This window comes from Amycolatopsis sp. NPDC043885, from assembly GCF_056435685.1.
In genome coordinates, this window is sequence record NZ_JBWKEA010000009.1 from 1 (window position 1) to 23734 (window position 23734).

The 23734-nt window shown below is 69.3% G+C and carries 21 protein-coding genes; 20 read left to right on the forward strand and 1 reads right to left on the reverse strand.

The window, feature by feature from the left end:
* Positions 1 to 247 precede the first annotated feature (247 nt).
* From AC069I_RS24800 to AC069I_RS24865, 14 genes are all read left to right on the forward strand, one after another.
* On the forward strand, positions 248 to 1150 hold the full coding sequence (locus AC069I_RS24800; protein WP_478229174.1) for a helix-turn-helix domain-containing protein: 903 nt from the start codon (positions 248 to 250) through the stop codon (positions 1148 to 1150).
* A 160-nt stretch (positions 1151 to 1310) separates the two neighbouring features.
* Positions 1311 to 2267, forward strand: a complete 957-nt coding sequence (locus AC069I_RS24805; RefSeq protein ID WP_478229239.1) for a DUF1702 family protein — start codon at positions 1311 to 1313, stop codon at positions 2265 to 2267.
* The gene (locus AC069I_RS24810; RefSeq protein WP_478229175.1) at positions 2264 to 4228 is read left to right on the forward strand and encodes a CRTAC1 family protein; all 1965 of its coding nucleotides are present in this window, start codon (positions 2264 to 2266) and stop codon (positions 4226 to 4228) included. The genes AC069I_RS24805 and AC069I_RS24810 overlap by 4 nt, the downstream gene beginning before the upstream one ends.
* Positions 4225 to 5220, forward strand: a complete 996-nt coding sequence (locus AC069I_RS24815; RefSeq protein ID WP_478229176.1) for an enediyne biosynthesis protein — start codon at positions 4225 to 4227, stop codon at positions 5218 to 5220. Before AC069I_RS24810 ends, AC069I_RS24815 begins: the two co-directional genes overlap by 4 nt.
* Positions 5217 to 6569 (forward strand): cytochrome P450, encoded by a 1353-nt coding sequence (locus tag AC069I_RS24820; protein ID WP_478229177.1) that lies wholly within the window; start codon positions 5217 to 5219, stop codon positions 6567 to 6569. The genes AC069I_RS24815 and AC069I_RS24820 overlap by 4 nt, the downstream gene beginning before the upstream one ends.
* A gap of 5 nt (positions 6570 to 6574) precedes the next feature.
* Entirely contained in the window at positions 6575 to 7132 is a 558-nt protein-coding gene (locus AC069I_RS24825) for a DUF5987 family protein (protein ID WP_340687567.1), read from the forward strand.
* Positions 7129 to 8781: a GMC family oxidoreductase N-terminal domain-containing protein gene (locus tag AC069I_RS24830; protein WP_478266495.1), complete on the forward strand. Its 1653-nt coding sequence runs from the start codon at positions 7129 to 7131 to the stop codon at positions 8779 to 8781. The genes AC069I_RS24825 and AC069I_RS24830 overlap by 4 nt, the downstream gene beginning before the upstream one ends.
* Positions 8782 to 8783: 2 nt before the next feature.
* Positions 8784 to 9707 (forward strand): carboxymuconolactone decarboxylase family protein, encoded by a 924-nt coding sequence (locus AC069I_RS24835; protein WP_478229179.1) that lies wholly within the window; start codon positions 8784 to 8786, stop codon positions 9705 to 9707.
* Between the two features lie 806 nt (positions 9708 to 10513).
* A complete protein-coding gene (locus AC069I_RS24840; protein WP_478266496.1) occupies positions 10514 to 16342 on the forward strand; it encodes a type I polyketide synthase in 5829 nt (1942 codons plus the stop codon).
* A 1-nt stretch (position 16343) separates the two neighbouring features.
* Positions 16344 to 16784, forward strand: a complete 441-nt coding sequence (locus tag AC069I_RS24845) for an acyl-CoA thioesterase (RefSeq protein ID WP_340687571.1) — start codon at positions 16344 to 16346, stop codon at positions 16782 to 16784.
* Position 16785: 1 nt separating this feature from the next.
* Entirely contained in the window at positions 16786 to 17358 is a 573-nt protein-coding gene (locus AC069I_RS24850; protein ID WP_340687572.1) for a flavin reductase family protein, read from the forward strand.
* 15 nt (positions 17359 to 17373) lie between these two features.
* Entirely contained in the window at positions 17374 to 17541 is a 168-nt protein-coding gene (locus AC069I_RS24855; protein ID WP_340687573.1) for a DUF6222 family protein, read from the forward strand.
* Positions 17538 to 19241 carry an acyl-CoA carboxylase subunit beta gene (locus AC069I_RS24860; protein ID WP_457956842.1) on the forward strand — a complete coding sequence of 568 codons (1704 nt, stop codon included), beginning with the start codon at positions 17538 to 17540 and terminating at the stop codon, positions 19239 to 19241. Before AC069I_RS24855 ends, AC069I_RS24860 begins: the two co-directional genes overlap by 4 nt.
* An 11-nt stretch (positions 19242 to 19252) precedes the next feature.
* Positions 19253 to 19444, forward strand: coding sequence for an acyl-CoA carboxylase subunit epsilon (locus tag AC069I_RS24865; RefSeq protein ID WP_478266497.1), 192 nt, complete (start codon positions 19253 to 19255; stop codon positions 19442 to 19444).
* Positions 19445 to 19630: 186 nt separating this feature from the next.
* Here the strand turns inward: AC069I_RS24865 and AC069I_RS24870 are convergent, their stop codons facing one another.
* Positions 19631 to 19807: a hypothetical protein gene (locus AC069I_RS24870; RefSeq protein ID WP_340687576.1), complete on the reverse strand. Its 177-nt coding sequence runs from the start codon at positions 19805 to 19807 to the stop codon at positions 19631 to 19633.
* 305 nt (positions 19808 to 20112) lie between these two features.
* Here AC069I_RS24870 and AC069I_RS24875 point away from each other — a divergent pair, with 305 nt between their 5' ends.
* From AC069I_RS24875 to AC069I_RS24900, 6 genes are all read left to right on the forward strand, one after another.
* Positions 20113 to 20235 carry a hypothetical protein gene (locus AC069I_RS24875; RefSeq protein ID WP_478229182.1) on the forward strand — a complete coding sequence of 41 codons (123 nt, stop codon included), beginning with the start codon at positions 20113 to 20115 and terminating at the stop codon, positions 20233 to 20235.
* A gap of 92 nt (positions 20236 to 20327) precedes the next feature.
* Positions 20328 to 20636: a DUF6235 family protein gene (locus AC069I_RS24880; protein WP_340687578.1), complete on the forward strand. Its 309-nt coding sequence runs from the start codon at positions 20328 to 20330 to the stop codon at positions 20634 to 20636.
* Between the two features lie 221 nt (positions 20637 to 20857).
* Positions 20858 to 21343 carry a DUF6423 family protein gene (locus tag AC069I_RS24885; RefSeq protein WP_125792998.1) on the forward strand — a complete coding sequence of 162 codons (486 nt, stop codon included), beginning with the start codon at positions 20858 to 20860 and terminating at the stop codon, positions 21341 to 21343.
* Between the two features lie 8 nt (positions 21344 to 21351).
* A complete protein-coding gene (locus AC069I_RS24890; RefSeq protein ID WP_478229183.1) occupies positions 21352 to 22671 on the forward strand; it encodes an FAD-dependent oxidoreductase in 1320 nt (439 codons plus the stop codon).
* Positions 22664 to 23146 carry a DUF6187 family protein gene (locus AC069I_RS24895; protein WP_340687580.1) on the forward strand — a complete coding sequence of 161 codons (483 nt, stop codon included), beginning with the start codon at positions 22664 to 22666 and terminating at the stop codon, positions 23144 to 23146. Before AC069I_RS24890 ends, AC069I_RS24895 begins: the two co-directional genes overlap by 8 nt.
* A complete protein-coding gene (locus AC069I_RS24900; RefSeq protein WP_340687581.1) occupies positions 23118 to 23663 on the forward strand; it encodes a carboxymuconolactone decarboxylase family protein in 546 nt (181 codons plus the stop codon). The genes AC069I_RS24895 and AC069I_RS24900 overlap by 29 nt, the downstream gene beginning before the upstream one ends.
* Positions 23664 to 23734: the final 71 nt, after the last annotated feature.

The following is a 23734-nucleotide window of genomic DNA, read 5'->3' on the forward strand; positions in this document are numbered from 1 at the left end:
GTCGTCGTGGGGGGGGGCGTGCTCGGTTTCCTGGGGGACGCGGGGGGGGGGGGGGGGGGTTTTGGGGGGGGCGGTGGGGGGGGGGAAAGATGGTGAGACCCTTCTTCACCCCCCACGACCGTCCGCCGATCGCGCAAGTTCGGACAAGACCGCAGGACCCATCTCGATCGCTCATCGAGCCCGCTGAAATCACCGACGCGTTAGCTGGCGTACAGAGAAAAGCGACAGCGAATCCGAGGTTGGTCTGATGCAGCTACGAACAGTCGCCATGGCGGCGAACGAGAAAGGCGTCACCGAACCCGGTCGGCACCCTGAGCCGGCGTCCCCCTTGCAACCCGCGGTCCTGCAGGCCATCTCCGCGATGCACGCGAGGTATTTCGACCCGATCACCTTGAGCGACCTGGCACAGGAAGTCTTCGTCAGCCCGTTCCATTTCTCGCGGATCTTCGCGAAGGCGACCGGTGTCACCCCCGGCCGCTACCTCACCGCGATCCGGCTCTTCGAAGCGAAACGACTGCTGCTGACGACATCGCTGACGGTGTCGGACATCGTGTGCAGCGTCGGCTACAGCAGTGTCGGCACGTTCACGAGCCGCTTCACCCGTGCGGTCGGGATGACCCCGACCCGGTACCGCGATCCAGAGGTCGGCGAGCTGCTCGTGGCGATGGCCCCGCACTTCCAGCGGCTTCCGACCCTGGAAGCGTTGCACAGCGCCGGAATGGGCAGCCCCACGATGCGAACCGGTACCGGCACGATCAGCGTGCGGGTCGAGACCCCGCGCGGGGCGGGCCCGGCGACCGTCCTCATCGGACTGTTCGCCGAGTCGATCCCGCAGTGCGGCCCGGTCGCCTTCGGTGGCAGGGCGAACGTCCTGTCCGCGGACATCGAGATCCAGAACGTCCCCGAGGGCCGGTGGACCGTCATCGGGGTGGCCGAACACGCCGCCGGGACCGCGGCGTCCTCGTTCTCCGTGGGCACGCTGCCCGGCCGCGTCGACATCACCCGGTACGGCATGGTCCACCTCCGGATGCCGATGCGCGCCCCACTGCCGATCGACGCGCCGATGGCGATCACCCTCGCCGGTGGCTCGACGCCGGCGGGGAACCGGATGGTCGCGCCGGCGCCCGGGTACCTGCGCGCGGTTGCCTGACCGAAAGTCGTTCCCGCGTTCTCCCGGTCTCGCAAACCGGGAGAACGCGGACGCAACCGTGGAGTAGCTGGGCTATCACCACGCATGTGACGCTTTAAGCGATCCGGAATTCGAATCCACCCGTTAGGGGGAGAGTGCGTTGGGCAATGGTTGGCGCACGATCAGACGCCGCATGATCACGCCGGACGTCTCCGAGACGTCACTGGACAAGCGCGGTTTCCACAAGAAGAGCCCGGCCGCTCAAGAATTGCTGGAGACCGTCGGTGAGAAATTCCTGCTCGGTTACGCGCACGCGGTCGAGGCGCGTTCCGTCGAGCAGGCGGAAGAATGGCTCGAACGTATTCCGGTGAAATACCGCGGCTTCGCCTACGAAGGCGCGGGAATGGGTTACGGAATGCTGGACGGGCTGCCGGGCGGTGGACAACGGCATATCGCGGGGTTCCTCGACGGGCCCGGTGAGAAGCACGACTACATCATCTACGTCGGCGTCGGCTGGGCGATGGCGCGGCTGCCGCGCTTCCGCTGGCCCTCCGCCGAGGACTTCGACCCGTTGCTGCGCTGGCTGGTGCTCGACGGGTACGGCTTCCACCAGGCGTACTTCAAGACGGCGAAGTACATCGATGGGCAGTTCCAGGACCCGGACTTCTCCTGGCCGCCCGGCAACGACGGGTACTCGCTGCGGGCGATCGACCAGGGCATCGGGCGGGCGTTGTGGTTCATCTGCGGTACCGACGTCGATCTGGTCGCCGACGCGATCGCGCGTTTCCCGGAGCGGCGCCACGGAGACCTCTACGCCGGGGTCGGGCTCGCCTCGACCTATGCCTGCGGGGTCACTTCCGACGAACTGCTGAAGCTGGCCGAGTTCGCCGGTGAGCACCGCGGAAACCTCGCCCAGGGCAGCGCTTTCGCCGCCGAAGCCCGCGTCCGCGCCGGGCTGCTGATCCCCGAGACCGAGATCGCCACGCAGGCGATCTGCGGGCTGCCGGCCGAGCGGGCCGCAGCCATCACCCAGGAGGTGCGCCCGGCGACCGTGGTCGACGGCGAACTCCCGGCATTCGAAACCTGGCGACAGCGCATCGCCGTCGAGGTTCTCAAATCTGGAGGTGCAGGGAAATGACCGCGACCTTGGGCTGGCTCCGCAAGCAGCTTGCGGGCATCGTGGCGTTGGTGCTGATGGCGGGTTTGTTCGTGGTGGCCCAGCTGCCCACGGTCTCGACCGCCGAGGCCGACACGATGGCCTCGAAGTACGCGTTCGAACCACTCACGATCGCCTTGCCGGAAGCGGCGAAGAGCCAGTCGATCCGGACGGTGAACAAGGACTACGAGCACATCCGGGCCTGGATCTCGTCGGTCGGCGCCGCGATCGCGGTCAACGACCTCGACGGCGACCGGCTCGCGAACGACCTGTGCTTCGTCGACCCGCGCAGCGACCAGGTCGTCATCACCCCGACGCCGGGCAAGGGCGGTGACCGCTACGCGCCGTTCGCGCTCGACGCGGCGCCGCTGCCGATGGGCAAGTACATCGCGCCCATGGGTTGTGTGCCCGCGGACTACAACGAGGACGGCCGGGTCGACCTTCTGGCCTACTACTGGGGCCGCACCCCGATCCTGTTCCTCTCGAAGCCGGGCGCCACGAAGCTGGAGCCGAAGGCCTACGAGCCGGTGGAACTGGTGCCGGGCAACAACTCCAAGAACGGCGAATACTCCGGTCCACTGTGGAACACCAACGCCGCCTCGGTCGGTGACTTCGACGGCGACGGCCACCAGGACATCTTCATCGGCAACTATTTCCCCGACAGCGCGGTGCTGGACGACCGCGTCTCCGGCGGGGTCGAGATGAACAAGTCGATGTCGCACGCGGACAACGCCGGCGGCAAGTACATCCTGCGGTTCACCGGCGCCACCCAGGGCGCGAAGCCGACCGCGTCGTTCGCCCTCGACGACAAGGCCATCCCGGCCGACGCCCAGGGCGGCTGGTCGCTCGCGGCCAGCGCGACCGACGTCGACGGCGACAACCTGCCGGAGCTCTACATCGGCAACGACTTCGGCCACGACCGCCTGCTGTACAACAAATCCCGCCCCGGTCACGTCGAGTTCGCCGAGGTGAAGGGCGTCCGCGGGCCCAACGACCCGAAGTCCAAGGTGCTCGGCAACGACTCCTTCAAGGGCATGGGCGTCGACTTCGCCGACCTCGACCACGACGGTCTCTACGACCTGTACGTCAGCAACATCACGACGTCCTGGGGGATCGAGGAAAGCCACTTCCAGTTCATGAACACCGCCAAGGACACCGCGGATCTGCGCGGCCGTCTGCAGGGCGGCGAGGCGCCGTGGGTCGACCGCAGCGCACAGGCGGGCACCGCGTGGTCCGGCTGGGGCTGGGACGTCAAGATCGCCGACTACAACAACAGCGGCGAATCGGTGATCACGCAGGCGACCGGGTTCGTCAAGGGTGACGTCAACCGCTGGCCGCAGCTGCAGGAACTGGCGACCTCGAACGACGAACTGCTGAAGCACCCGTCCTTCTGGCCGAACATGGTGGCCGGTGACGACGTCGGTGGCGACCACACCCTGCACTTCTGGGCCAAGAGCGCCGACGGCCGCTACACCGACCTGGCCCCGCGCCTCGGGCTCGCGGTCCCGGTGCCCACGCGCGGTATCGCCACCGGCGACGCCGACGGCGACGGCAAGCTCGACTTCGCCGTGGCCCGCCAGTGGGAGCAGCCGATCTTCTACCGCAATGTCAGCCCCGACTCCGGGGCGTACCTGAACCTGAAGCTGGTGCACGACAAGGCTTCGGCGGACGGTCCGCTCCAGGCCGCGGGCACCGCGGCGATCGGCGCGCAGGTCACCGTCATAACCCCCGACGGCAAGAAGTACATGGACCGCGTCGACGGTGGCAGCGGCCACTCCGGCAAGCGCAGCCACGAGATCCAGATCGGACTCGGCAAGGTCACCGGGCCGGTGAAGGTCTGCCTGCAGTGGCGCGACCTGACCGGGCAGATCCGCACGCAGGAAGTCCAGCTGACCCCGGGCAGCCACACCTTCCAGCTCGGCGCTCAGGCTAAGGAGAAATGACCGTCATGGCTGAGCAGACACTCACCGCACCGAAGAGCAACAAGACGATCACGGCCCTCCGCCGGTTCGCGATCTCGATCACCGTCTTCAACATCATCGGCTACACCGTGCTCGGTTTCGAGCAGCCCTACACCTATCCGTTCATCGCGCTGGCCACGGCCTACGCCACGGAAATCCTGCTGGAGATCATCGGCGCCCGGACACAGGGCCGGGAGGTCCGCTTCCGCGGCAACGGTTTCAAGGGACTTGTGGAGTTCCTCTTCCCGGCGCACATCACTGGTCTCGCGCTGAACATGCTCACCTACGTCAACGACCAGGTGCTGGTCATGATGTTCGGCGTGGTGGTCGCCGTCGGCGCCAAATGGGTCCTGCAGGCCCCGGTGCGCGGCCGGCTGCGGCACTACATGAACCCGTCGAACTTCGGTATCACGATCATCCTGCTGGTGTTCCCCTGGGCGAGCATCGCGCCGCCGTATCACTTCACCGAGCAGGTCGACTCCTGGGTCGGCTGGCTGATCGTCGGCATCATCATCGTCTCGGGCACCGTCCTCAACGCGATGCTGACGCAGCGGATGTGGCTGATCGGCGCCTGGCTGATCACCTTCGCCCTCCAGGCGATCATCCGCGGGTGGATGTTCGACACCGCGATCCCCGGCGCGCTCGGGATGATGACCGGGGTGGCGTTCGTGCTCTACACGAACTACATGGTTACCGACCCGGGCACGACCCCGTCGAAGCCCGCGTCGCAGGTCCTGTTCGGTTCGGGCGTGGCGCTGGCGTACGGGTTCTTCATGGTCGTGCACGTGGCCTACGGCCTGTTCCTCGCCACCGCGCTGGTCTGCCTCATCCGCGGCGGCTTCCTGTGGGGGCTGCACTTCTCCAAGAAGGCCACCGAGAAGTGGGAGGCCGAGCAGGCGAAGGCGGCCGAAGTCACCTCCCTGCCCAAACCGGCCGAGAAGCCGGAGACGGAAACCGGGGCCGTGGCGGCATGACCCACGGTGCGGAAACCAGCCGGGCGGCGCGTCTCGCGCCGCCCGGCCCGCCGCGCCGGGCGACCTTCGGTCTGCTGAAGAAGCTCTTCACCGACCGGCTGGCGCTCATGTCGGATTCGGCGGAGGCGCACGGGGACGTCGTCCGGATCGCGATCGGTCCCAAGACGATGTACCTGGTGAACCACCCCGACCTGGCGAAACACGTGCTCGCGGACAACGCGGCCAACTACCACAAGGGAATCGGCCTCCAGGAGGCGAGGCGGGCACTCGGCGACGGGCTGCTCACCAGTGACGGCGACGTCTGGAAGAAGCAGCGCCGGACCATCCAGCCGGTGTTCCAGCCCAAGCGGATCGCGCGGCAGGCCTCGGTCGTCGCGAACGAGGTCGAAGGACTCGTGAAACGCTTGCGGGACACCGAAGGACCGGTGGAGATCCTGCACGAGATGACCGGGCTGACCCTCGGTGTGCTCGGCAAGACCTTGCTCGACGCGGACCTCGGCGGATTCGCCTCGCTGGGGCACTCCTTCGAAGCCGTGCAGGACCAGGCGATGTTCGAAGCGGTGACGCTGAGCATGGTCCCGCAGTGGGCCCCGCTGAAGAAACAACTGCGGTTCCGGGAATCGCGGGCCGACCTCCGCCGTATCGCCGACGAACTCGTCGAGCAGCGGCTGGCCAACCCGGTCGAGAACGGCGAGGACGTGCTCTCCCGCCTCATCGCGACCGACGGGACCCGCGAGCAGATGCGGGACGAGCTGATCACGCTGCTGCTGGCCGGGCACGAGACGACGGCGAGCACGCTGGGCTGGGCGTTCCACCTGCTCGACGAACATCCCGAGATCGCGGCGAAACTGCGTGCCGAGGCCGACGCGGTACTGGGCGACCAGTTGCCGACACACGACGACCTGCACCGGTTGCCGTACACGGCGAGGGTCGTGGAAGAGGTCATGCGGCTGTATCCGCCGGTGTGGCTGCTGCCGCGGGTGGCGCAGGCCGACGACGAGATCGGCGGCTATCACGTCCCCGCCGGATCCGACGTCGTCGTCGTGCCCTACACGCTGCACCGGCACCCGGAGTTCTGGCCGGAGCCGGAGCGGTTCGACCCGGACCGGTTCGATCCGGACCGGCCGAGCGGACGGCCCCGGTACGCCTACATCCCGTTCGGCGCCGGGCCGCGGTTCTGCATCGGCAACAGCCTCGGCGTGATGGAGGCCGTCTTCGTACTGACGATGGTCCTGCGGGACCTCGAACTCAGGAAGCTCCCCGGCTACGAAGTGGTGCCCGAAGCGATGTTGTCGCTCCGGGTGCGGGGCGGGCTGCCGATGACCGTGCACACCAGGAACAGGAGGTAGGTTCCGTGGATTCGGACGAACAGGTCAAGGTGTCCACTTTGGAGGCCTACGCGGACACGATCCTGCCGGGGGAGAAGCGATTCCCCGGCGACCACGCGATCGCCGGCGCGGCGGAGGGGCCGGGCGCGGTCGTGGCGGGTGCGCTCGAACTGCTGCACACCGACGCGACCGGGGTGACCGTCGGGCTGCCGTATCTGGCGCAGTCCCTCAACGAACACGCGAAGGGCTACGCCAAGGAGCACGACCTCGCGCTCGACGAGTCGCTGCCACCGTTCGTCGCGTTGTCCTTCGCCGACAGGACGGCGCTCGTGCGGTCGCTGACCGCGCCCGGGCATCCGGAGAAGGACGGCTGGGTGAGCCTCGCCCTGTTCTGCAACATGTCCTTCGACAGCGCGGCGCACAAACACACCGCCGAAGCCATCGCCGAGGGGCACCCCGGCCTGCTGGCGATGGGGTACACCGCGCCGGACGAAGACGGGCTGTGGCGGTTCCCGAAGTTCTCCTATCGCCGCGAGCTGGCGCGGCTCCACCCCGACACGACACCTTCCGGGAGCCCCGCATGACTGCCTACGACAAGACCGACGTCGTCATCGTCGGCAGCGGGTTCGGTGGCTCCATCCCCGCCTACCACTTGGCCGCGGGCGGGGCGAAGGTCACCGTGCTGGAACGCGGGCCGTGGCTGGAGACGAAGGACTTCGAGCACGACTATCTGCTCGGCTCGTCCTACACCCGGGCTTTCGACTTCGTCGTCGGCGACGGGATGAGTGTGCTCGGCGGGAACTGCGTCGGCGGTGGCAGCGTGGTGTACTTCGCCGCGATGCCGCGTGCGCCGAAGTTCGTGTTCGAGCGCCACGGCAGCATCGGCCGCCGCATGTGGCCTTCGGAGATCACGCGGGACTCGCTGGAGCCTTGGTACGACCGCGTTTCGGAATCGCTTCCGGTGTCCAAACAGGACTGGAACGACGTCTCGTACGCCGGTGGCCTGTGGGCGGCGTTCTGCGACCACTCCGGCCGGACCGCCAACCCGGCGCCGGTCGCGGTGGACAACGACCGGTGCGTGAACTGCAACTTCATGATGGCGGGCTGCCGGTTCGACGCGAAACGCTCGCTGCTGACCAACTACCTGCCCGCCGCGCTCGCGCACGGCGCGAAGATCCGGCCGCTGCACGAGGTCCAGCGGATCGAGCGGGTCGACGGCGGTGACTACCGCGTGCACTTCAACGTCGTCGACGACGAGGACTACCGCCTCCAGTCCGGCAGTGGGACGATCGACGCGAAGATCGTGATCATCGCCGCGGGTGCCGGCGCGACCCCGGTGATCCTGCAGCGTTCCGAGGCGGCGCTGGGCACCATGCCGCACGGGGTCGGCCGGTACTTCTCGGGCAACGGTGAGCGGCTCAACACCGCGATCATCAACGAGGAACGGGTCCGCGAGGTGCTCGGACTGTCCCGTGAGGACGGGAAGGTCTACGAGGCCAACCACATCGGCAAGGGCCCGACCGTGGCGAACTGGGACAAGCTCGACGGTTCGCTGCCGGAGTACGAGCGGTACTCGCTGGAGCAGCTGTACTTCCCGCCGGGGCTCGGCACGATCCTGGCGCAGGTGCCCGACGGCGACGAACCTCGCTGGTTCGGGGCGCAGAAGAAGGAGATCCTCAAGAAGTGGGCCTCCTGGCTGACCATCTTCCTGATGACCGAGGACGACAACGAGGGTGTCTTCGGCGCGCCGCCGCCCACCGGCAACGCCTACCGCATCTCGCAGCAGATGCTCGGCCGCGGTCCGCTGAAGTACGACCCGACGCCGAACACCCGGCACGGCTGGGCGCTGGCCGACGCGGAGTGCAAGGAGATCCTCGAAAAGGACGGCCTGGCGAAGGTGGCGCCGTGGACCAACGACGTCGTCGGCGCGTACACCGTGCACCCGCTGGCGTCGTGCCGGATCGGTGACGACCCGGCGACCTCGGCGCTGCACCCGAACCACGAACTCCGCGATCACCCCGGGATCTTCGTGACCGACAGCGCTTCCGTGCCGGGCGCGCTGACGGTGAACCCGGCGATGACGATCGCGGCGCTGGCCGAGCGGTCGGTGCCGGGTATCGTGCGGGCGCTTCAGACACGCGGCGTCGACGTCACCTACGGCGCTCCCGCCCCGGACGGCTCCATCACCGGGCGGCGTGCTGTCAGCAAGCTGTCGCTGGTGGCCGGGAACTGATCATGGCGCCTGCGCTGGTGAGGCTCGCGCTGCGACGGGCGTTGCGCGAAGTCCGGTACGTCCGGCCGGTGTCCTTCGGCCGGGCGACCGGACTCGTGCGCGACGTCTACGGCCGGCTTGAACGCGACTTCGGCATGCTGGCCCCGCCGGTGGCGCTGCATTCGCCGTCGCCGGACGTGCTCGCGGCGAGCTGGGTGATGCTGCGAGAGTCGCTGGTGGCGGCCGGAGAGACGAGCCGGGCGGACCGGGAGGTCGTCGCGACCCTGGTGTCGCGGGAGAACTCGTGTCCGTACTGTGTCGAAGTCCACGGGATGGCACTGGACTCGCTCGGGCGCTCTTCGGAGGCCGACCCTCGTGCGGGGTCCTTGACGGCGGGTGCCCGTGCGGAGCTGACCGCCGTCGCGTTCGCGTTCCACTACCTGAACCGGGTGGTGAGCGTGTTCCTCGGGCCGTCGCCGTTACCTTCGTCCGTGCCGGATTCGGCGCGTGCCAAGGCCAAGGCGGTCCTGGGGCGGTTCCTTCGTCCGGTGGAGGATGCTTCGCCGGGGGAGTCGCTGGAGCTGCTTCCCCCGGGTTCGGGAGATTTCGGCTGGGCCGCGGGCAATCCTGTGGTCGCGGACGCCTTCTCCCGTGCTTCGTCGGTGTTTGGCGCATTGGCGGTGCCTTCGGCCGTTCGGGAGGCCGTGGAGCGCGATCTGTCCACTTGGGACGGTATGCCACCTGGGCTGAGCCGGTCTTGGGTGGACGCGTTCGACGATCCCGGGGTCCGGTTGGCCTTGGTGGTCGCGAAGGCGCCTTACCAGGTCGACGACGCTCTGGTCGCGGCCGCGGGGCTGGCTGATCGAGAGCTGGTCGAGCTGGTGGGGTGGGCGAGTTTCACGGCCGCCGCTCGTGCTGTTTCGGTCGCTTCGTTTCGTGGTCGGTGAGGCCGCGCGGTCGGTGTTGTGTCGCGAAAGCCACTTTCCCAACGTTCAACGTTGCGAAAGTGGCTTTCGCGACGTCGTCGGCCCGCCCTCGGGACGTGATTCTGGGCGCCGGCGGGGTCCCGACCGTCCACTGAGGACAGTGGTCGGCTCCTGAGTGCCTGATCTGGGGCGATATGTGCGGTTTCGAGCGGGGTCGTAAGTGGTAATGAGGGTTGTTGACAGGTAAATCAAAGGTGTCGTGTTCAGGCGCGGCGCCGGACCGCCTCCCTCCATCGGACCGCGTCCCTCGCTGTGTGGATTTTGGTGCGTTGGATGACCCGAAATCCACACAGTCCGGCGAGACCGTCCCTGTCGCGACCAGTGCAGGACGGGTGGGTGGAAATAGGGATACTCAACGTCCCTGTTTCCACGCACCCCCAACCGGCGACACCTTTGCCTTGCCCCTCGATAGAGCGCTCTTTGTCACTCAAGACCCGGTCGAGAAGCGCTCGAATCGGGCGCTTCGGTCTCGACACTGTCCCTAGTGGACAGTCGAGGTCGCGTCGGGCCGCTTTGGGCGATTCCACTCCCGGCTCACCCGGTTCACGACGGAGGCACTGATGCCGACATCCGAACGTGCCTGGCCCTGATCGCTCGGCCAGAGGCCGGATCACCTTCAACAACCAGAGAGAAGACTTCGCACCCGCCGCCGGTTCATGCTTGACCGGACTGCGCGAACGGACGGCGGCCGCGTTTCTGGGAACAGAGCCCGGCGCCGGGACCGGATTCCGTGACTTGAGTCTTGAGAGCTAGGGGAGTGCGGTGGCATGAGCGTTGAGCGGATTTCGATTGTCGGTATCGGTCTCCGATACCCGGACGCCGGTTCCCCGGAAGAACTGTGGGAGAACGTCCTCGCCGGCCGCAGGGCGTTCCGGAGATTGCCCGACGAGCGGATGAACCGCGAGGACTACTACTCGCCCGACCCCAAGGCGCCGGACCGTTTCTACGCCCAGAAGGCCGCGGTGCTCCGCGACTGGGAATTCGACCGGATCAAGTACAAGGTCGCGGGCAGCACGTTCCGGTCGACCGACACCACGCACTGGCTGGCGCTCGACGTCGCCGCGCAGGCGCTGGCGGACGCGGGGTTCCCCGAGGGCGAGGGGCTGCCGCGGTCCGCCACCGGCGTGGTCATCGGCAACAGCCTCACCGGCGAGTTCTCGCGCGCCAACATCATGCGGCTGCGCTGGCCGTACGTGCGCCGCACGGTCGCGGCGGCCCTCGCCGAGCGCGGCTGGGCCGAAAGTGACACCGCCGAGTTCCTTCACGACCTCGAGGCGCAGTACAAGGCCCCGTTCCCCGCGATCGACGAGGACACGCTCGCGGGCGGGCTGGCGAACACGATCGCCGGCCGCGTCTGCAACTTCTTCGACTTCGGCGGTGGCGGGTTCACCGTGGACGGCGCCTGCTCGTCTTCGCTGCTTTCGGTGGTCACGGCGGCGAACGCGCTTTCCGAGGGCGACCTCGACGTCGCCATCGCGGGCGGTGTCGACTTGTCGATCGACCCGTTCGAGGTGATCGGTTTCGCCAAGACCGGCGCGCTCGCCAAGCGGGAGATGAAGGTCTACGACGCCGATTCCAACGGTTTCTGGCCCGGCGAAGGTTCCGGCATGCTCGTGCTGATGCGCGAGGACGACGCGATCGCGCAGGGCAAGCGGATCTACGCCAGCATCGGCGGCTGGGGTGTCTCTTCCGACGGCAAGGGCGGCATCACCCGTCCGGAGGCCTCGGGTCACCGTCTCGCGCTTCAGCGGGCGTACGAGAAGGCGGGTTACGGCGTCGAAACCGTTTCCTACTTCGAGGGCCACGGCACCGGGACCGCGCTGGGCGACGCCACCGAGATCGAGGCGCTCTCAACCGCCCGCCGCGACGCCGACCCGCTCGCCGATCGCGCCGCGCTGAGCACGATCAAGGGCAATATCGGCCACACCAAGGCCGCGGCCGGTGTCGCCGGGCTGATCAAGGCGACGCTGGCGGTGTACCACCAGGTCATCCCGCCCGCGACCGGCCACTACGAGCCGCACGAGTCGCTGGTCGGCGACTCCGCGCGGATGTACGTCCCGACCGAGGCCGGGCTGTGGCCCGCGGACCACCCGGTCCGCGCGGGTGTCTCCGCGATGGGCTTCGGCGGCATCAACTCGCACGTCACCGTCACCGAGGCGCCGGGCGCGGCCCGGCGTAAGGACCTCGACGAGCGGACCCGCTCGCTGGTCGCCGGACGGCAGGACAGCGAACTGCTGCTCCTCGACGCCGACGACGCCGCGTCGCTGCGCGGCAGGCTGACCGGTCTGCTGGAAGTCGTGCCGAAGCTCTCGCTGGCGGAGCTCGGGGACCTCGCGGCCACGCTTTCCGCGGAACTGTCCGGGAAACCGGTCCGCGCCGCGATCGTCGCGACCAATCCCGAGGACGCCGAGCGCAAGCTGGCCAAGCTGCTCGACCTCCTCGGCGAGGGAGAGCCGGAAGTCTTCTCCACCGGCGACGGCATCTTCGCGGGCTCCCGCGTCAAGGACCCGAAGATCGGGTTCCTGTTCCCCGGCCAGGGTTCCGGGCGCGGTACGGTCGGCGCGCTGCGCAAGCGCTTCGCCCACGCCGACGACATCTATCGCGCGGCGGGCCTTTCGACCGGCGCCGACCAGGTCGCCACCGAGGTCGCGCAACCGCGCATCGTCACCGGTTCGCTCGCCGGGCTCCGCGTCCTGAAGAGCCTCGGCATCGAAGCGCAGGCGGTCGCCGGCCACAGTCTCGGTGAGCTCACCGCCCTGCACTGGGGTGGCGCGCTCACCGAACGCGAAGTCCTCAAGCTGGCCAAGATCCGCGGCAAGGTGATGGCGACCGCGAGCGACGGCAACGGCGCCATGGCGGGGATCGCCGCCGGCCCGGGGGTCGCCGAGCGCTTCGCCGAGGGTGAGGACGTCGTCATCGCGGGCTACAACGCGCCCGAGCAGACCGTCCTTTCCGGACCGTCGGAGGCGATCGACCGGGTGGTCGCCCGTGCCCGTGCGGAGGGCGTCACCGCCACCCGCATCAACGTCTCGCACGCGTTCCACTCGCCGGCGGTCGTCCCGGCCGCCGAGGCGATGACCGAGGAGCTGGCCGCGTTCGACTTCGCCAGGCTCGACCGGCCCGTCGTCTCGACGGTGACCGGTGACGTCCTGCACGCCGCCGAGGACCTGCGCGATCTGCTCCGGGACCAGGTGGTCCTGCCGGTCCGTTTCCGCGAGGCGGCCGCGAAGGTCGCCGAGCGCAGCGACCTGGTGATCGAGGTCGGCCCGGGCCACGTGCTCACCGGACTGTTCGGCGAGATCGCGCCCGGTACGCCGGTGCTCGCGATCGACACCGACAGCCCGAAGCTGGCTGCGCTGCTGAAGGTCGCGGGCGCCGCGTTCACGTTCGGCGCCCCGCTGGACACCTCCGCGCTGTTCGACGGCCGGATCGTGCGGACGCTGCCGGTGGACGGGGAGTTCTCGTTCCTCACCAGCCCGTGTGAGGCCGCGCCGTCCATCGGTGCCGACCTGACCCGCGACCGGGTCGCCGACCCCGCCGCGCCTGCCGAGGCCCCGGCCGGAACGGCTTCGGAGAGCGGTGGCAGCAGCACTCTCGACCTGCTGCGCAAGCTCGCTTCCGAGCGGGTGGAACTGCCCCTCGAAGCGGTCACCGCCGACACGCATCCGCTCGACGACCTGCACCTTTCGTCGATCACGGTCGGCCAGCTCGTCAACGACGTGACCCGGGCGCTCGGCCGCCCGGCGCTGGAGGGCATGCCGAACTTCGCGACCGTCTGTCTCGGCGAACTCGCCGAGATGATCGACGAACTCGCCCAGACCGCCAAACCCGCCGACAGCAACCAGGCCGAGGTCACCGGCGTCGGACCCTGGGTCCGGCCGTTCGGGGTCGAGTACGTCGTCGCGCCGAAACCGTCGCCAGATCTCACGCCGGGGCTGTCCACCGCCGAGTGGACGGCGTTCGCGCCGGACGGCCATCCGCTGGCGGAGCCGCTGCGCGCGGCACTGGCCACCGCGGGCGTCGGCGACGGTGTCCTCCTCTGCCTGAACTCCGACAGCGGTTCCGGCGACGTCGGCCTGTTCCTCGACGCGGGCCGCGCCGTGCTGGCCGCGCCCAACGGCACGCGGTTCGTCGTGGTGCAGCACGGTCTCGGTGCCTCCGGTCTGGCGAAGACGCTGCGCCTGGAGGATCCGTCGGCCCGCACCACGATCGTCGATCTCGCCGACGTCGGCCCGGTCGATCCCGAGGCCGTCAGCGCCGCGGTGTCCACCGTGGTCGCCGAAGTGGCGGCGACCAACGACTTCAGCGAGGTCCGCTACGACGCCGCCGGGGTCCGCACGGTGCCGAAGCTCGCGGCCATGACCCCGGCCGAGGCCGAGGGGACCCCGTTGGACTCCGGCGACGTCCTGCTCGTCACGGGTGGCGGCAAGGGCATCACCGCCGAGAGCGCGTTGGCGCTGGCCAAGGACTCCGGCGCGAAACTGGCGCTGCTCGGCCGGAGCGACCCGGCCGACGACGCCGAACTGTCGGATAACCTCGGCCGGATGGCGGCGGCGGGCATCACCTACCGCTACGAACGCGCCGACGTCACCGACGCCCGTCAGGTGGCCGACGCGATCGGCCGCGTGCAGGCCGAGTTCGGCCCGGTCACCGCGGTCCTGCACGGCGCGGGCCGCAACGAGCCCGCCGCGCTGTTCTCCTTGACCGAGGAGAGCTTCCGCAAGACGCTGGCCCCGAAGATCGGTGGCCTCAACGCCGTCCTCGACGCCGTCGACCAGGACAAGATCAAGCTGCTGGTGACCTTCGGCAGCATCATCGGACGGGCGGGCCTGCGCGGCGAGGCGCACTACGCCACGGCCAACGACTGGATGACCGAACTGACCGTCCGCTTCGGCCAGGAACACCCCCAGGCCAGGGCGATCGCCCTCGAATGGTCGGTCTGGTCGGGGACGGGCATGGGCGAAAAGCTCGGCGTCGTCAGCGCTTTGATGCGCGACGGGATCACCCCGATCCCGACCGAGGAGGGTATCGAGATCCTCCGCCAGGTCGTCGGCGATCCGACCGCCCCGTCGGTGCTGGTCGTCTGCGGCCGGACCGGGGGGCTGGCCACCCTGCCGGTGGAGAAGCGCGAACTGCCGCTGACCCGCTTCGTCGACCGGGCGGTCGTGCACTACCCGGGTGTCGAGCTGATCACCGAGGCCGACCTGTCCGCGGGCAGCGACCCGTATCTGGCCGACCACCTGCTCGACGGTCAGCTGCTGTTCCCGGCGGTGATCGGGATGGAGGCGATGACCCAGGTCGCGAAGGCCGCCCTCGGCGCGGAAACGCTGCCGGCGCCGGTGCTCTCCGACGTCGAGTTCCTGCGCCCGATCATCGTCTCGCCGGGCGGGTCGACCACGATCCGGCTCGCCGCGCTGGCCAGGGACGCCGAAACGGTGGACGTGGTGCTGCGAAGCGGGGAGACCGGGTTCAGCGCCGACCACTTCCGGGCCCGGCTGCGGTTCTCCCGGCCGGATCCGCTCGGCGAGACCGTCGTCCGCGACGTCGCGCTGCCGCCCGTCCCGGTCGACCCGACGACCGAGCTGTACGGCACGGTCCTGTTCCAGGGCAAGCGATTCCAGCGGGTCACCGGCTACCGGCGGGCCAGCGCGCGGCACGCGGTCGCGGAGATCGCGACCGGCGCCGAGGTCGACTGGTTCGCGCCGTTCCTCCCGCAGGAGAAGCTGCTGGCCGACCCGGGCACCCGCGACGCGATGATGCACGCGATCCAGTGCTGTGTCCCGGACGCGACCCTGTTGCCGCAAGGGATCGAGCGGCTGTACCTCGCCGAACCCGGCGAGCAGGACCCGGAGTACGTGCTCCTCGACGCCCGCGAGCGTTCGCAGGACGGCGACAGCTACCTCTACGACCTCGACGTCCGCAACCCCGACGGGAAGCTGGTCGAGCGCTGGGAAGGGCTGAAGCTGCGCGCGGTGCGCAAGCGTGACGGCGAAGGACCGTGGGTTCCGTCGATGCTCGGGTCCTATTTGGAGCGTTCCGTGGAACGGCTGCTCGGCTCGTCCCGCGCGATCGTCGTCGAACCGGACCCGGTGGGCGCTTCCGTGGAGACCACGCCGGAACGGCGGGCGCAGACGGCACTGGCCGCCGGCCGCGCCGTCGACGCCCCGCTCGAGATCCGCTACCGCCCGGACGGCAAACCGGAGGCCGACGGGGTCGAGGTGAGCGCGTCGCACAGCGCCGACCTCACCCTGGCGATCGCGGGCGGCGGCCGGGTCGCGTGCGACGTCGAAACCGCGATCGAGCGGACGCCCGAGGACTGGGCGGGGCTGCTCGGTGAGGATCTGCTGGCGGTGGGCGAACTGCTCGCCGCGGACGCCCGCGAGCCGCTTTCGGTCGCGCACACCAGGGTCTGGAGCGCGCTGGAATGCGTGCGCAAGACCGGGGACATGACACAGGCGCTCACCGTGCACCGGGTCGACCCGGACGGCTGGGCGGTGCTTTCCCACGGCGGTGCCCGCATCGCCACCTGGGTGACGACCGTCAACGACCGGCCCGATCCCGTCGTCTTCGCGGTGCTCCAGGGAGAGGAGAACTGACATGGCCGACTACTACGAGATCCTGCATACCGTCGGGTTCGAAGAGACCAACCTGGTGGGCAACGTCTACTACGTGAACTACGTGCGCTGGCAGGGCCGGTGCCGCGAAATGTTCCTGAAGGAGAAGGCGCCCGCGGTGCTCGAAGAGGTCCGTGACGACCTCAAGCTCTTCACGCTCAAGGTGGATTGCGAGTTCTACGCGGAGATCACCGCGTTCGACGAGCTGTCCATCCGGCTGCGGCTGGAAGAGCTGACGCAGACCCAGGTCCAGTTCACCTTCGACTACGTCCACCTCACCGACGAGGGTGAGCGGCTGGTGGCCCGCGGAAGGCAGCGGATCGCGTGCATGCGCGGCCCGAACACGGCCACGGTGCCCAGCCGGGTGCCCGAGCAGCTGCGTGAGGCGCTGGCCCCGTACGCGGTCGACGGCAAGGGGGAATGACGTGGGCACGCTGGACGAGCCTTCGCGGCCCGTGCTGAAACGCCTGCCGTCGCCCGTGGCCCGCCGCCGGTTGTCCGCTCAGGCCGGGCTGCGGGAGGTGATGGGCCAGTTCGCCACCGGGGTCACCGTGCTGACCGCCGGCGGCGAACGGGCCCACGGGATGACCGCCAACGCCGTCACCTCCGTGTCGCTGGAGCCGCCGATGGTGCTGTGCTGCGTTTCCCGCGCGGCGCGGATGCACGAGGCGATCGTGACGGCGGGTTCGTACGCGGTCACGGTGCTGGCGTCGGACCAGAAGGAACTGGCGAAGTACTTCGCCGACTGGCGCCGCCCTGCCGGGCTCGCCCAGTTCGACTCGGTGGACTGGACGGCCGGTCCGCAGACCGGCGCCCCGCTGCTCGACGGCGCGCTGGCGTGGCTGGAATGCGAGCTGGCCGAAGTCTACGAAGGCGGTGACCACTCGATCTTCCTCGGCAAGGTGGTCGCCTCCAGCCGCGGCACCGCGCAGGACTCGCTGGTCTTCTACAGCGGCGGCTACCACCAGATCGACGGCCGGATCCGGGCATCGGCCTGACAGGAGAGGAAAGTCATGACCATCAACGAATCCACCCCGTCCGCCCCGGCGCCCACGGTCGAGCGGCCGCCAGTGGTGACCACCATGCCCCGTCTCGGACGGGGGGTGTGCTGGCGCGACATCATGCGCGAGATCGAGCTTGACGAACTCGAGCGTGATGCACGGCTACGGGACGCGGCGTGACCCTGCAAGGTGACCCGGGAGCACAACGCGCGGAGGACTCCGAGGTGGTGCCGCTGCCGGAGGACCGGCTGCGGCGCTCCCGGGTCCCGAGGGCGACCGACGGGCGGGTGATCCCCCTCGCCCGCGGCGCCGAACCGGTGCACCCGCCGCAGCCGACGATGCCGTTGCTGCGCGCCCAGCGCGACGAGCTGCGCGAGCACATCGTCGACGGGCGGCTCGACGGCGTCCGGCGGCAGCACTCGCTCGGCAAGCACACCGCGCGCGAGCGGCTGGAACTGTTGCTGGACGAGGATTCCTTCACCGAGATCGAGCTGTACCGGCGGCATCAGGCGAGCGGGCTCGGGCTGGCGGAGAACCGGCCGTACACCGACGGCGTCGTCGCCGGGTCGGGCACCATCGACGGACGGCGGGTGTTCGTCTACGCGCAGGACTTCACCGTCTTCGGCGGTTCGCTCGGCGAGGCGCACGCGGCGAAGATCCACAAGGTGCTGGATCTGGCGATCGCCACCGGTTCGCCGCTGATCGGGCTCAACGACAGCGGGGGAGCGCGGATCCAGGAAGGCGTCATGGCGCTCGACGGCTACGGCGGAATCTTCCGCCGCCAGGTCGAGGCGTCCGGCGTCATCCCGCAGATCAGCGTGGTGCTGGGGCCGTGCGCGGGCGGGGCGGCGTATTCGCCCGCGCTCGCGGATTTCGTGTTCATGGTGCGCGACACCGCCCGCATGTACCTGACCGGGCCGGACGTCGTCGAGACCGTGACCGGGGAACGGGTCAGCCACGACGAACTGGGGGGCGCGGACGTGCACGGCGCGTCGTCCGGCGTGGCGACCGTGGTGCACGACGACGAGGAGAGCTGCCTCGCCGACGTCCGCTACCTGGTGTCGCTGCTGCCGTCGAACTACCTGGAGCCCGCGCCCCGCGAGCCGTCGCAGGACGCGGGCAAGGACCGGCGGCCCAGGTTCGCCGAACTCGTCCCGGTGGAGCCGAACAAGCCGTACGACATGCGCGAGGTGTTCGCGGAACTGGCCGACGACGGCGAGTTCTTCGAACTGCACGAGCGATGGGCAGGCAACGTGCTGTGCGCGCTCGCGCGGATCGACGGGCGGGTGGTCGGCCTGGTCGGCAACCAGCCGGTGGTGTTCGCCGGCGTGCTCGACGGCCCGGCGTCGCAGAAGGCGGCGCGGTTCGTGCGGTTCTGCGACGCCTTCAGCATCCCGCTGGTGACGCTCGTGGACGTCCCCGGCTTCCTGCCGGGGGTCGAGCAGGAGCACTCGGGGATCATCCGGCACGGGGCCCAGCTGCTGCACGCCTACTGCGAGGCGACCGTGCCACGCGTCCAGGTGATCCTGCGCAAGGCGTACGGCGGCGCGTACATCGTGATGGACTCGCGGTCCATCGGGACCGATCTCTCGCTGGCGTGGCCGACCAACCAGATCGCCGTGATGGGCGCCGAGGGCGCGGTCAACGTGCTGTTCCGCAAGGATCTCGCCGCCGCGCCCGATCCGGACGCGCTGCGCGCGCATCTGGTCGCCGAATACACCGAGGAGTTCATGAACCCGCAGTACTCGGCCGAACGCGGGCTGGTCGACGACATCATCGACCCCGCGGACACCCGGTCCGCCGTCGCCAGGGCGCTGGACATGCTGCAGGACAAGCGAAAGGCGGCGCCCCAGCGCAAGCACGGCAACCACCCGATCTGAACGGGGGAACCATGTCACCGTCCGGAATGGACAGTGCGCCCGTCTTCCGGGTCCTGCGCGGGGACCCGGAAGACGCCGAACTGGCGGCCCTCGTGGCCGTCTTCACCGCGTTGGCCTCCGTCGCGCCCCCGCCCGCGGCGCCGGCCCGCTCCACCTGGTCGCCGCTCGCCGCGCCGACCTGGCGTACCTCGACGCTGCGCTAGAACACACGCGGGCGTTTGGTCGTAACACGCGTGTCTGGAGCCGTAACACGCGTGTTTCCGGGCGCATCTGCGAGTCACGCGTTCAATCACGCGAGTTACGCGTTCAATCACGCGTGTGCGGTCTTCGATCACGCGTGCCCAGGCCTCCTTGGGGACCCAGAGTCCCTCAAGGAGGCCTTCACTGACTCACGCGAGACGTCGCGCCGCCTCGATTTCCCGCCGCGGCGGATACGTACTGTGGCGGGCGTGCACCGCGACGTAGAGGATCTCTCCGTCGAGCACGGCCTCCAGACCCGTTCGCTCCCCGGGCCGGAACGGGCCCCCGCAGGCCGCACAGGTCCGCTGCCGCTCCGCGGCGCTCATTGCCGGCCCCGCTGCTCGGGGACCGCGGGGTCGGGCCACGACAGGCCCAGCAAGTCGACGTCGACTTCGTCGTCGGCGTAGATCTCGTACGGGTCGAGGCGTTCGGTCATGGTGGCTCCCTGGGTTCCGAGTTACCTCAAGGGCACTACCGGCGGCCCTCCGGCGGCGACTTTTCCTTTGCTCACCGAGGCCTCCGCCCGTCCTCGAGCGGGTCACGATCGGACGGGTCCATCCTTGGTTGTCAAGTGAGTCGTTCATCGAAGGCCGGGAGGAACGTCATGACGGCACAGGTGCGAATTTGGGTCGTGACCGATGATTTCGACCCGCGCGGGGGCGCGGAGGCCGGCGCGGCGGTGGTCGTCCCGGAGCCGAGGCAGGCCACCGAAAACGATTTCCCGGCCGACCACATCGTCCTCGGTTACAACTAGGCACGGCGCACGGACGAAGAAGACCATCAGGTATCGCGCGCGCGACCATGAAGATCGCCCGCGAACCGACCAGACCTCGAGGAGGCCTCCGGATGGCTATGCGCCTCCAGCTCACGTCGGGTTTGCAGGTGTTGGAAGAATGGGCGATCAATGCTCCGCAGGCCGACCGGAATGTCGTCTACGAAGCGCTTTTCGCGGTGGCGGACGGCTCCGCCTTCCTCATCTACGACATTTTCGGCGACAGCAGGGAACCGCATCAGTTTCTTTTTCTGGTGAAACACGACCTCGTCCTCCGTATCGGGATCGATCGCGCCGATTCCTCGTTCGAGATCGTCTACATCGGGGCGCTGGAGCAGGGCACACCCGCGGCGGCCTGGGCTGAGGAATCCGACGAATCCTGACCCGGGTACCGCCGAACGGCCCAGTCCGGACGGGGAGTGGATCATGTGTTCCTCATCTTGACATCGCCCAGTTCAGCGTGAAATTCTTCCGGTGTTTGCGGCTGGGGGGATCATGCCGGGGATTGAATTGCGATATCGAGGTCTGGGAGGCGTGAAAGATGTCATCACCTGAATTCCCGGGATTGGATGTTTCCACTCGGGTACGCGCACGTGACATTCAGATGGCCGGGGTCGCCGACGTCCGGCGGCGGGTGCTGATGATCTCCGGGGCGATCGACACCACTGATCACGACATCTCGGTGAGTGTCAATCTCCCGGAACCGGGCCGCTGGCAGGTCATCAAGTCCGAGACCAACCTGACCGACAAGACCTGGGTCGCGATGCAGGTCGTCACCGACGAGGACTCGACCTTCGTCAACGACGCCGACACGCTCGTCCTTTCCCGCCAGTTCTCGAAGTCCTTCATGACGCCGGATCAGCGCCGCCTCACCTTCTACGACGGTGAAGTCCGGCCTGGCGAGGCGGTGCTCAAGGTGTACTCGCTCGACGCGGGCGGCCGGAAGCCGACCTACTCCTACTCCCGCTACAGCCCGATCGCGACCGACACCGCCGAGCAGTCCCAGCAGACCCTGGACGAAATGATCAGCAACGGGATGAAGCAGCGGCCCGTGATCGAGCTGATCGTCCCGGTGACCGTGATCGGCTGAGCACACCGGTGATCACCTTCGTCCCGGAACCCCATCTCCTCGAATCGCCGCGCGGGCGTGAGTGGCCGGTACTCCCCGGCACCCGCGCGGCGGTCACCGCCGAACCGCCGTCCGCCGCCGACGTGGTCGTCGTCGGGGCGGGCCCGGCCGGGCTCGCGGTCGCTTCCGCGCTGTGGCACCACGGCGTGACCGACATCGTCGTCGTCGACCGCGACGGCCGTCCCTGCGGCCGCTTCTTCGACCGCGTCGATCTGCTCGGCCAGCGCGTGCTGCGGTCGCCGTACGAGCACCACCCCGGCGTCGAGGGGTACCGCGACTGCGAACTCCTGGACTTCGCCCGGCTGCACTGGTCGGTGCTCACCCCGGTGGAACGCCGGGAGATCCGCATGGCGCAGGCCGGGCATCGCTCGGTCGTGCCCGTCGACGTCTTCGAGGCCTACTGCCGTCATCTCGCGGCGAGTCATCACGTCACCGAGCGGACCTGGCGCGGTTCGGTCCGCGAGGTGCTGCCGACCGCGGACGCCGTCACCGTCCGCGCCGACCGGTTCTCCGTCACCGCGCGGCACGTCGTGCTGTGCCTCGGAGAGGAGCGCCGGTCCGCCCCGGGCACCTGGTGGGGCGGCGGCCGTCCACCGCGCGGGGTGAGCTACTGGGACGAACCCGTTCCCGATGGCGGGAAGCGGCTCGCCGTCGTCGGTGCCGGCCTCACTGCCGCGCACCTGATCTCCAACGGTCTCGCCCAGGGCCGCGAGGTGCACTGGGTGGTCCGCGAAGCGGGCGAACGCTACCAGTGCGCCGACGTCAACTCGTCGTTCTTCCGGCCCGAAGGCCGCGCTCGTTTCGACGGCGTGGGCTGGTCCGAGCGGCTCGAACTGATGGGCCGGTTCCGGCGCGCGTCGATCATGTTCGAGTTCCGACCGATGCTCCAAGCGGCCGAAGCCGAAGGCAGGCTGATCGTGCATCGCGGCAGGGCGATCACGAAGGTGACGCCCGGTGTCGGCCTCCACCTCGAAGACGGTTCGCGGGTGTCCGTGGACCACGCCGTACTGGCGCTCGGCACCACGCCGTCGATCGGGGACGGCCTGATGCCCGCCGAGGCCGTCCTCGACCGCGGCGGCTGGCCGCGGCTGGACGAACGCACCTTCGCCTACCTCGGCGCGCCCCGGGTCTTCGCCGTCGGCGCGGCCGCGGGGATGGCGCTGGGGCCCGCCGCCCGCAACATCGACGGTCACCGCGTCGCCACCGCACGGGTCGCGGCCACCGTCGCCGAAAACCTGCGGCGCGACCTCCCGCTGCGGACGGCCACGAAGGACGTCGCCCGTGTCTGAGCCTTACGACTCCCGCTTCACCCTGCCGTCGATCGACGACGCTCCCTCGACCGAGGCCGGGGTGATCCTGCTGGGGCTGGACGCCGAACGCCTGCTCGCCGGCGTCGGGCTCGCCCGGATCGCCGACGAGCCCGCGCTGGTCGCCCTCGCCGTGGACCAGGCCCGGCACGACGCGCTCGACCTCCGTACCGAAGCGCTGGTCGAGGCCGGCATCCTCCGCTGGCGCGCGGTCCGCCCGCTGATCGAAGCAGGTCCGGAGATGGCGTCGGCGGGTTCCCTGCGCCGAGAATGGGAACACGCGACCGCGCGCGTCACCGCCACGGTGACCGGGCTGGGACCGGCATCGGTGTCCTGCCTCGCGGCCTGCTGGCTGCGGCGCGACGACATCGACGACGCGGTCCGGTCCGCCTCGACCATGCGGTCGCCGGAACAGGGGAGCGCACAAGATGTCCTATCTCGGGTCTTTGCCGACTGACGCCACTCTGCTGCAGGTGTTCCAGCGGTTTCCCGCCCCGGCGGCGAAGCTGCTGGACTTGCACGAGCTGATCATGCGGGCGCCGTCGGCGTTCGGCGCGGGGGAGCGGGAGCTGATCGCGGCCTACGTCTCCGGCGTCAACGACTGCGGGTACTGCCACGGGGTCCACACCGTCACCGCGGAGGCTTTCGGTGTCCCGGAAGGACTTCTGACCGCCGCACTGGACGACCTCGGTTCCGCGCCCGTGGACGAGCGCATGAAGCCCGTGCTGGCCTATGTGGGCAAGCTGACGCGTACGCCGTCCCAGGTGACCGAAGAGGACGCTGAGGCCGTCTTCGCGGCGGGCTGGGACGAAGCCGCGCTGCACGACGCGGTGCTCGTGTGCGCCCTGTTCAACTTCATGAACCGGATGGTCGAGGGGCTCGGGATCCGCGCCGACGCCGCGTACGCGAAGACGTCCGGCGTGCGCCTGAAAGAGGGCGGATACGCCGGCCTGGCGACCCTGCTCGGCTCCTGAAACCTCTGTCCATAGTGGACGTATAGATTGGTCTGTTCGGGGTAGTCCCGTGACTATCGGTGATCGTGGCA

Coding starts and splice junctions, on each gene's coding strand:
- AC069I_RS24820 (WP_478229177.1), top strand. CDS start 5,217: ATGACCCACGGTGCGGAAACCAGCCGGGCGGCGCGTCTCGCGCCGCCC.
- AC069I_RS24880 (WP_340687578.1), top strand. CDS start 20,328: ATGGCTATGCGCCTCCAGCTCACGTCGGGTTTGCAGGTGTTGGAAGAA.
- AC069I_RS24840 (WP_478266496.1), top strand. CDS start 10,514: ATGAGCGTTGAGCGGATTTCGATTGTCGGTATCGGTCTCCGATACCCG.
- AC069I_RS24800 (WP_478229174.1), top strand. CDS start 248: ATGCAGCTACGAACAGTCGCCATGGCGGCGAACGAGAAAGGCGTCACC.
- AC069I_RS24870 (WP_340687576.1), bottom strand. CDS start 19,807: ATGAGCGCCGCGGAGCGGCAGCGGACCTGTGCGGCCTGCGGGGGCCCG.
- AC069I_RS24845 (WP_340687571.1), top strand. CDS start 16,344: ATGGCCGACTACTACGAGATCCTGCATACCGTCGGGTTCGAAGAGACC.
- AC069I_RS24865 (WP_478266497.1), top strand. CDS start 19,253: ATGTCACCGTCCGGAATGGACAGTGCGCCCGTCTTCCGGGTCCTGCGC.
- AC069I_RS24855 (WP_340687573.1), top strand. CDS start 17,374: ATGACCATCAACGAATCCACCCCGTCCGCCCCGGCGCCCACGGTCGAG.
- AC069I_RS24900 (WP_340687581.1), top strand. CDS start 23,118: ATGTCCTATCTCGGGTCTTTGCCGACTGACGCCACTCTGCTGCAGGTG.
- AC069I_RS24830 (WP_478266495.1), top strand. CDS start 7,129: ATGACTGCCTACGACAAGACCGACGTCGTCATCGTCGGCAGCGGGTTC.
- AC069I_RS24885 (WP_125792998.1), top strand. CDS start 20,858: ATGGCCGGGGTCGCCGACGTCCGGCGGCGGGTGCTGATGATCTCCGGG.
- AC069I_RS24815 (WP_478229176.1), top strand. CDS start 4,225: ATGACCGTCATGGCTGAGCAGACACTCACCGCACCGAAGAGCAACAAG.
- AC069I_RS24835 (WP_478229179.1), top strand. CDS start 8,784: ATGGCGCCTGCGCTGGTGAGGCTCGCGCTGCGACGGGCGTTGCGCGAA.
- AC069I_RS24810 (WP_478229175.1), top strand. CDS start 2,264: ATGACCGCGACCTTGGGCTGGCTCCGCAAGCAGCTTGCGGGCATCGTG.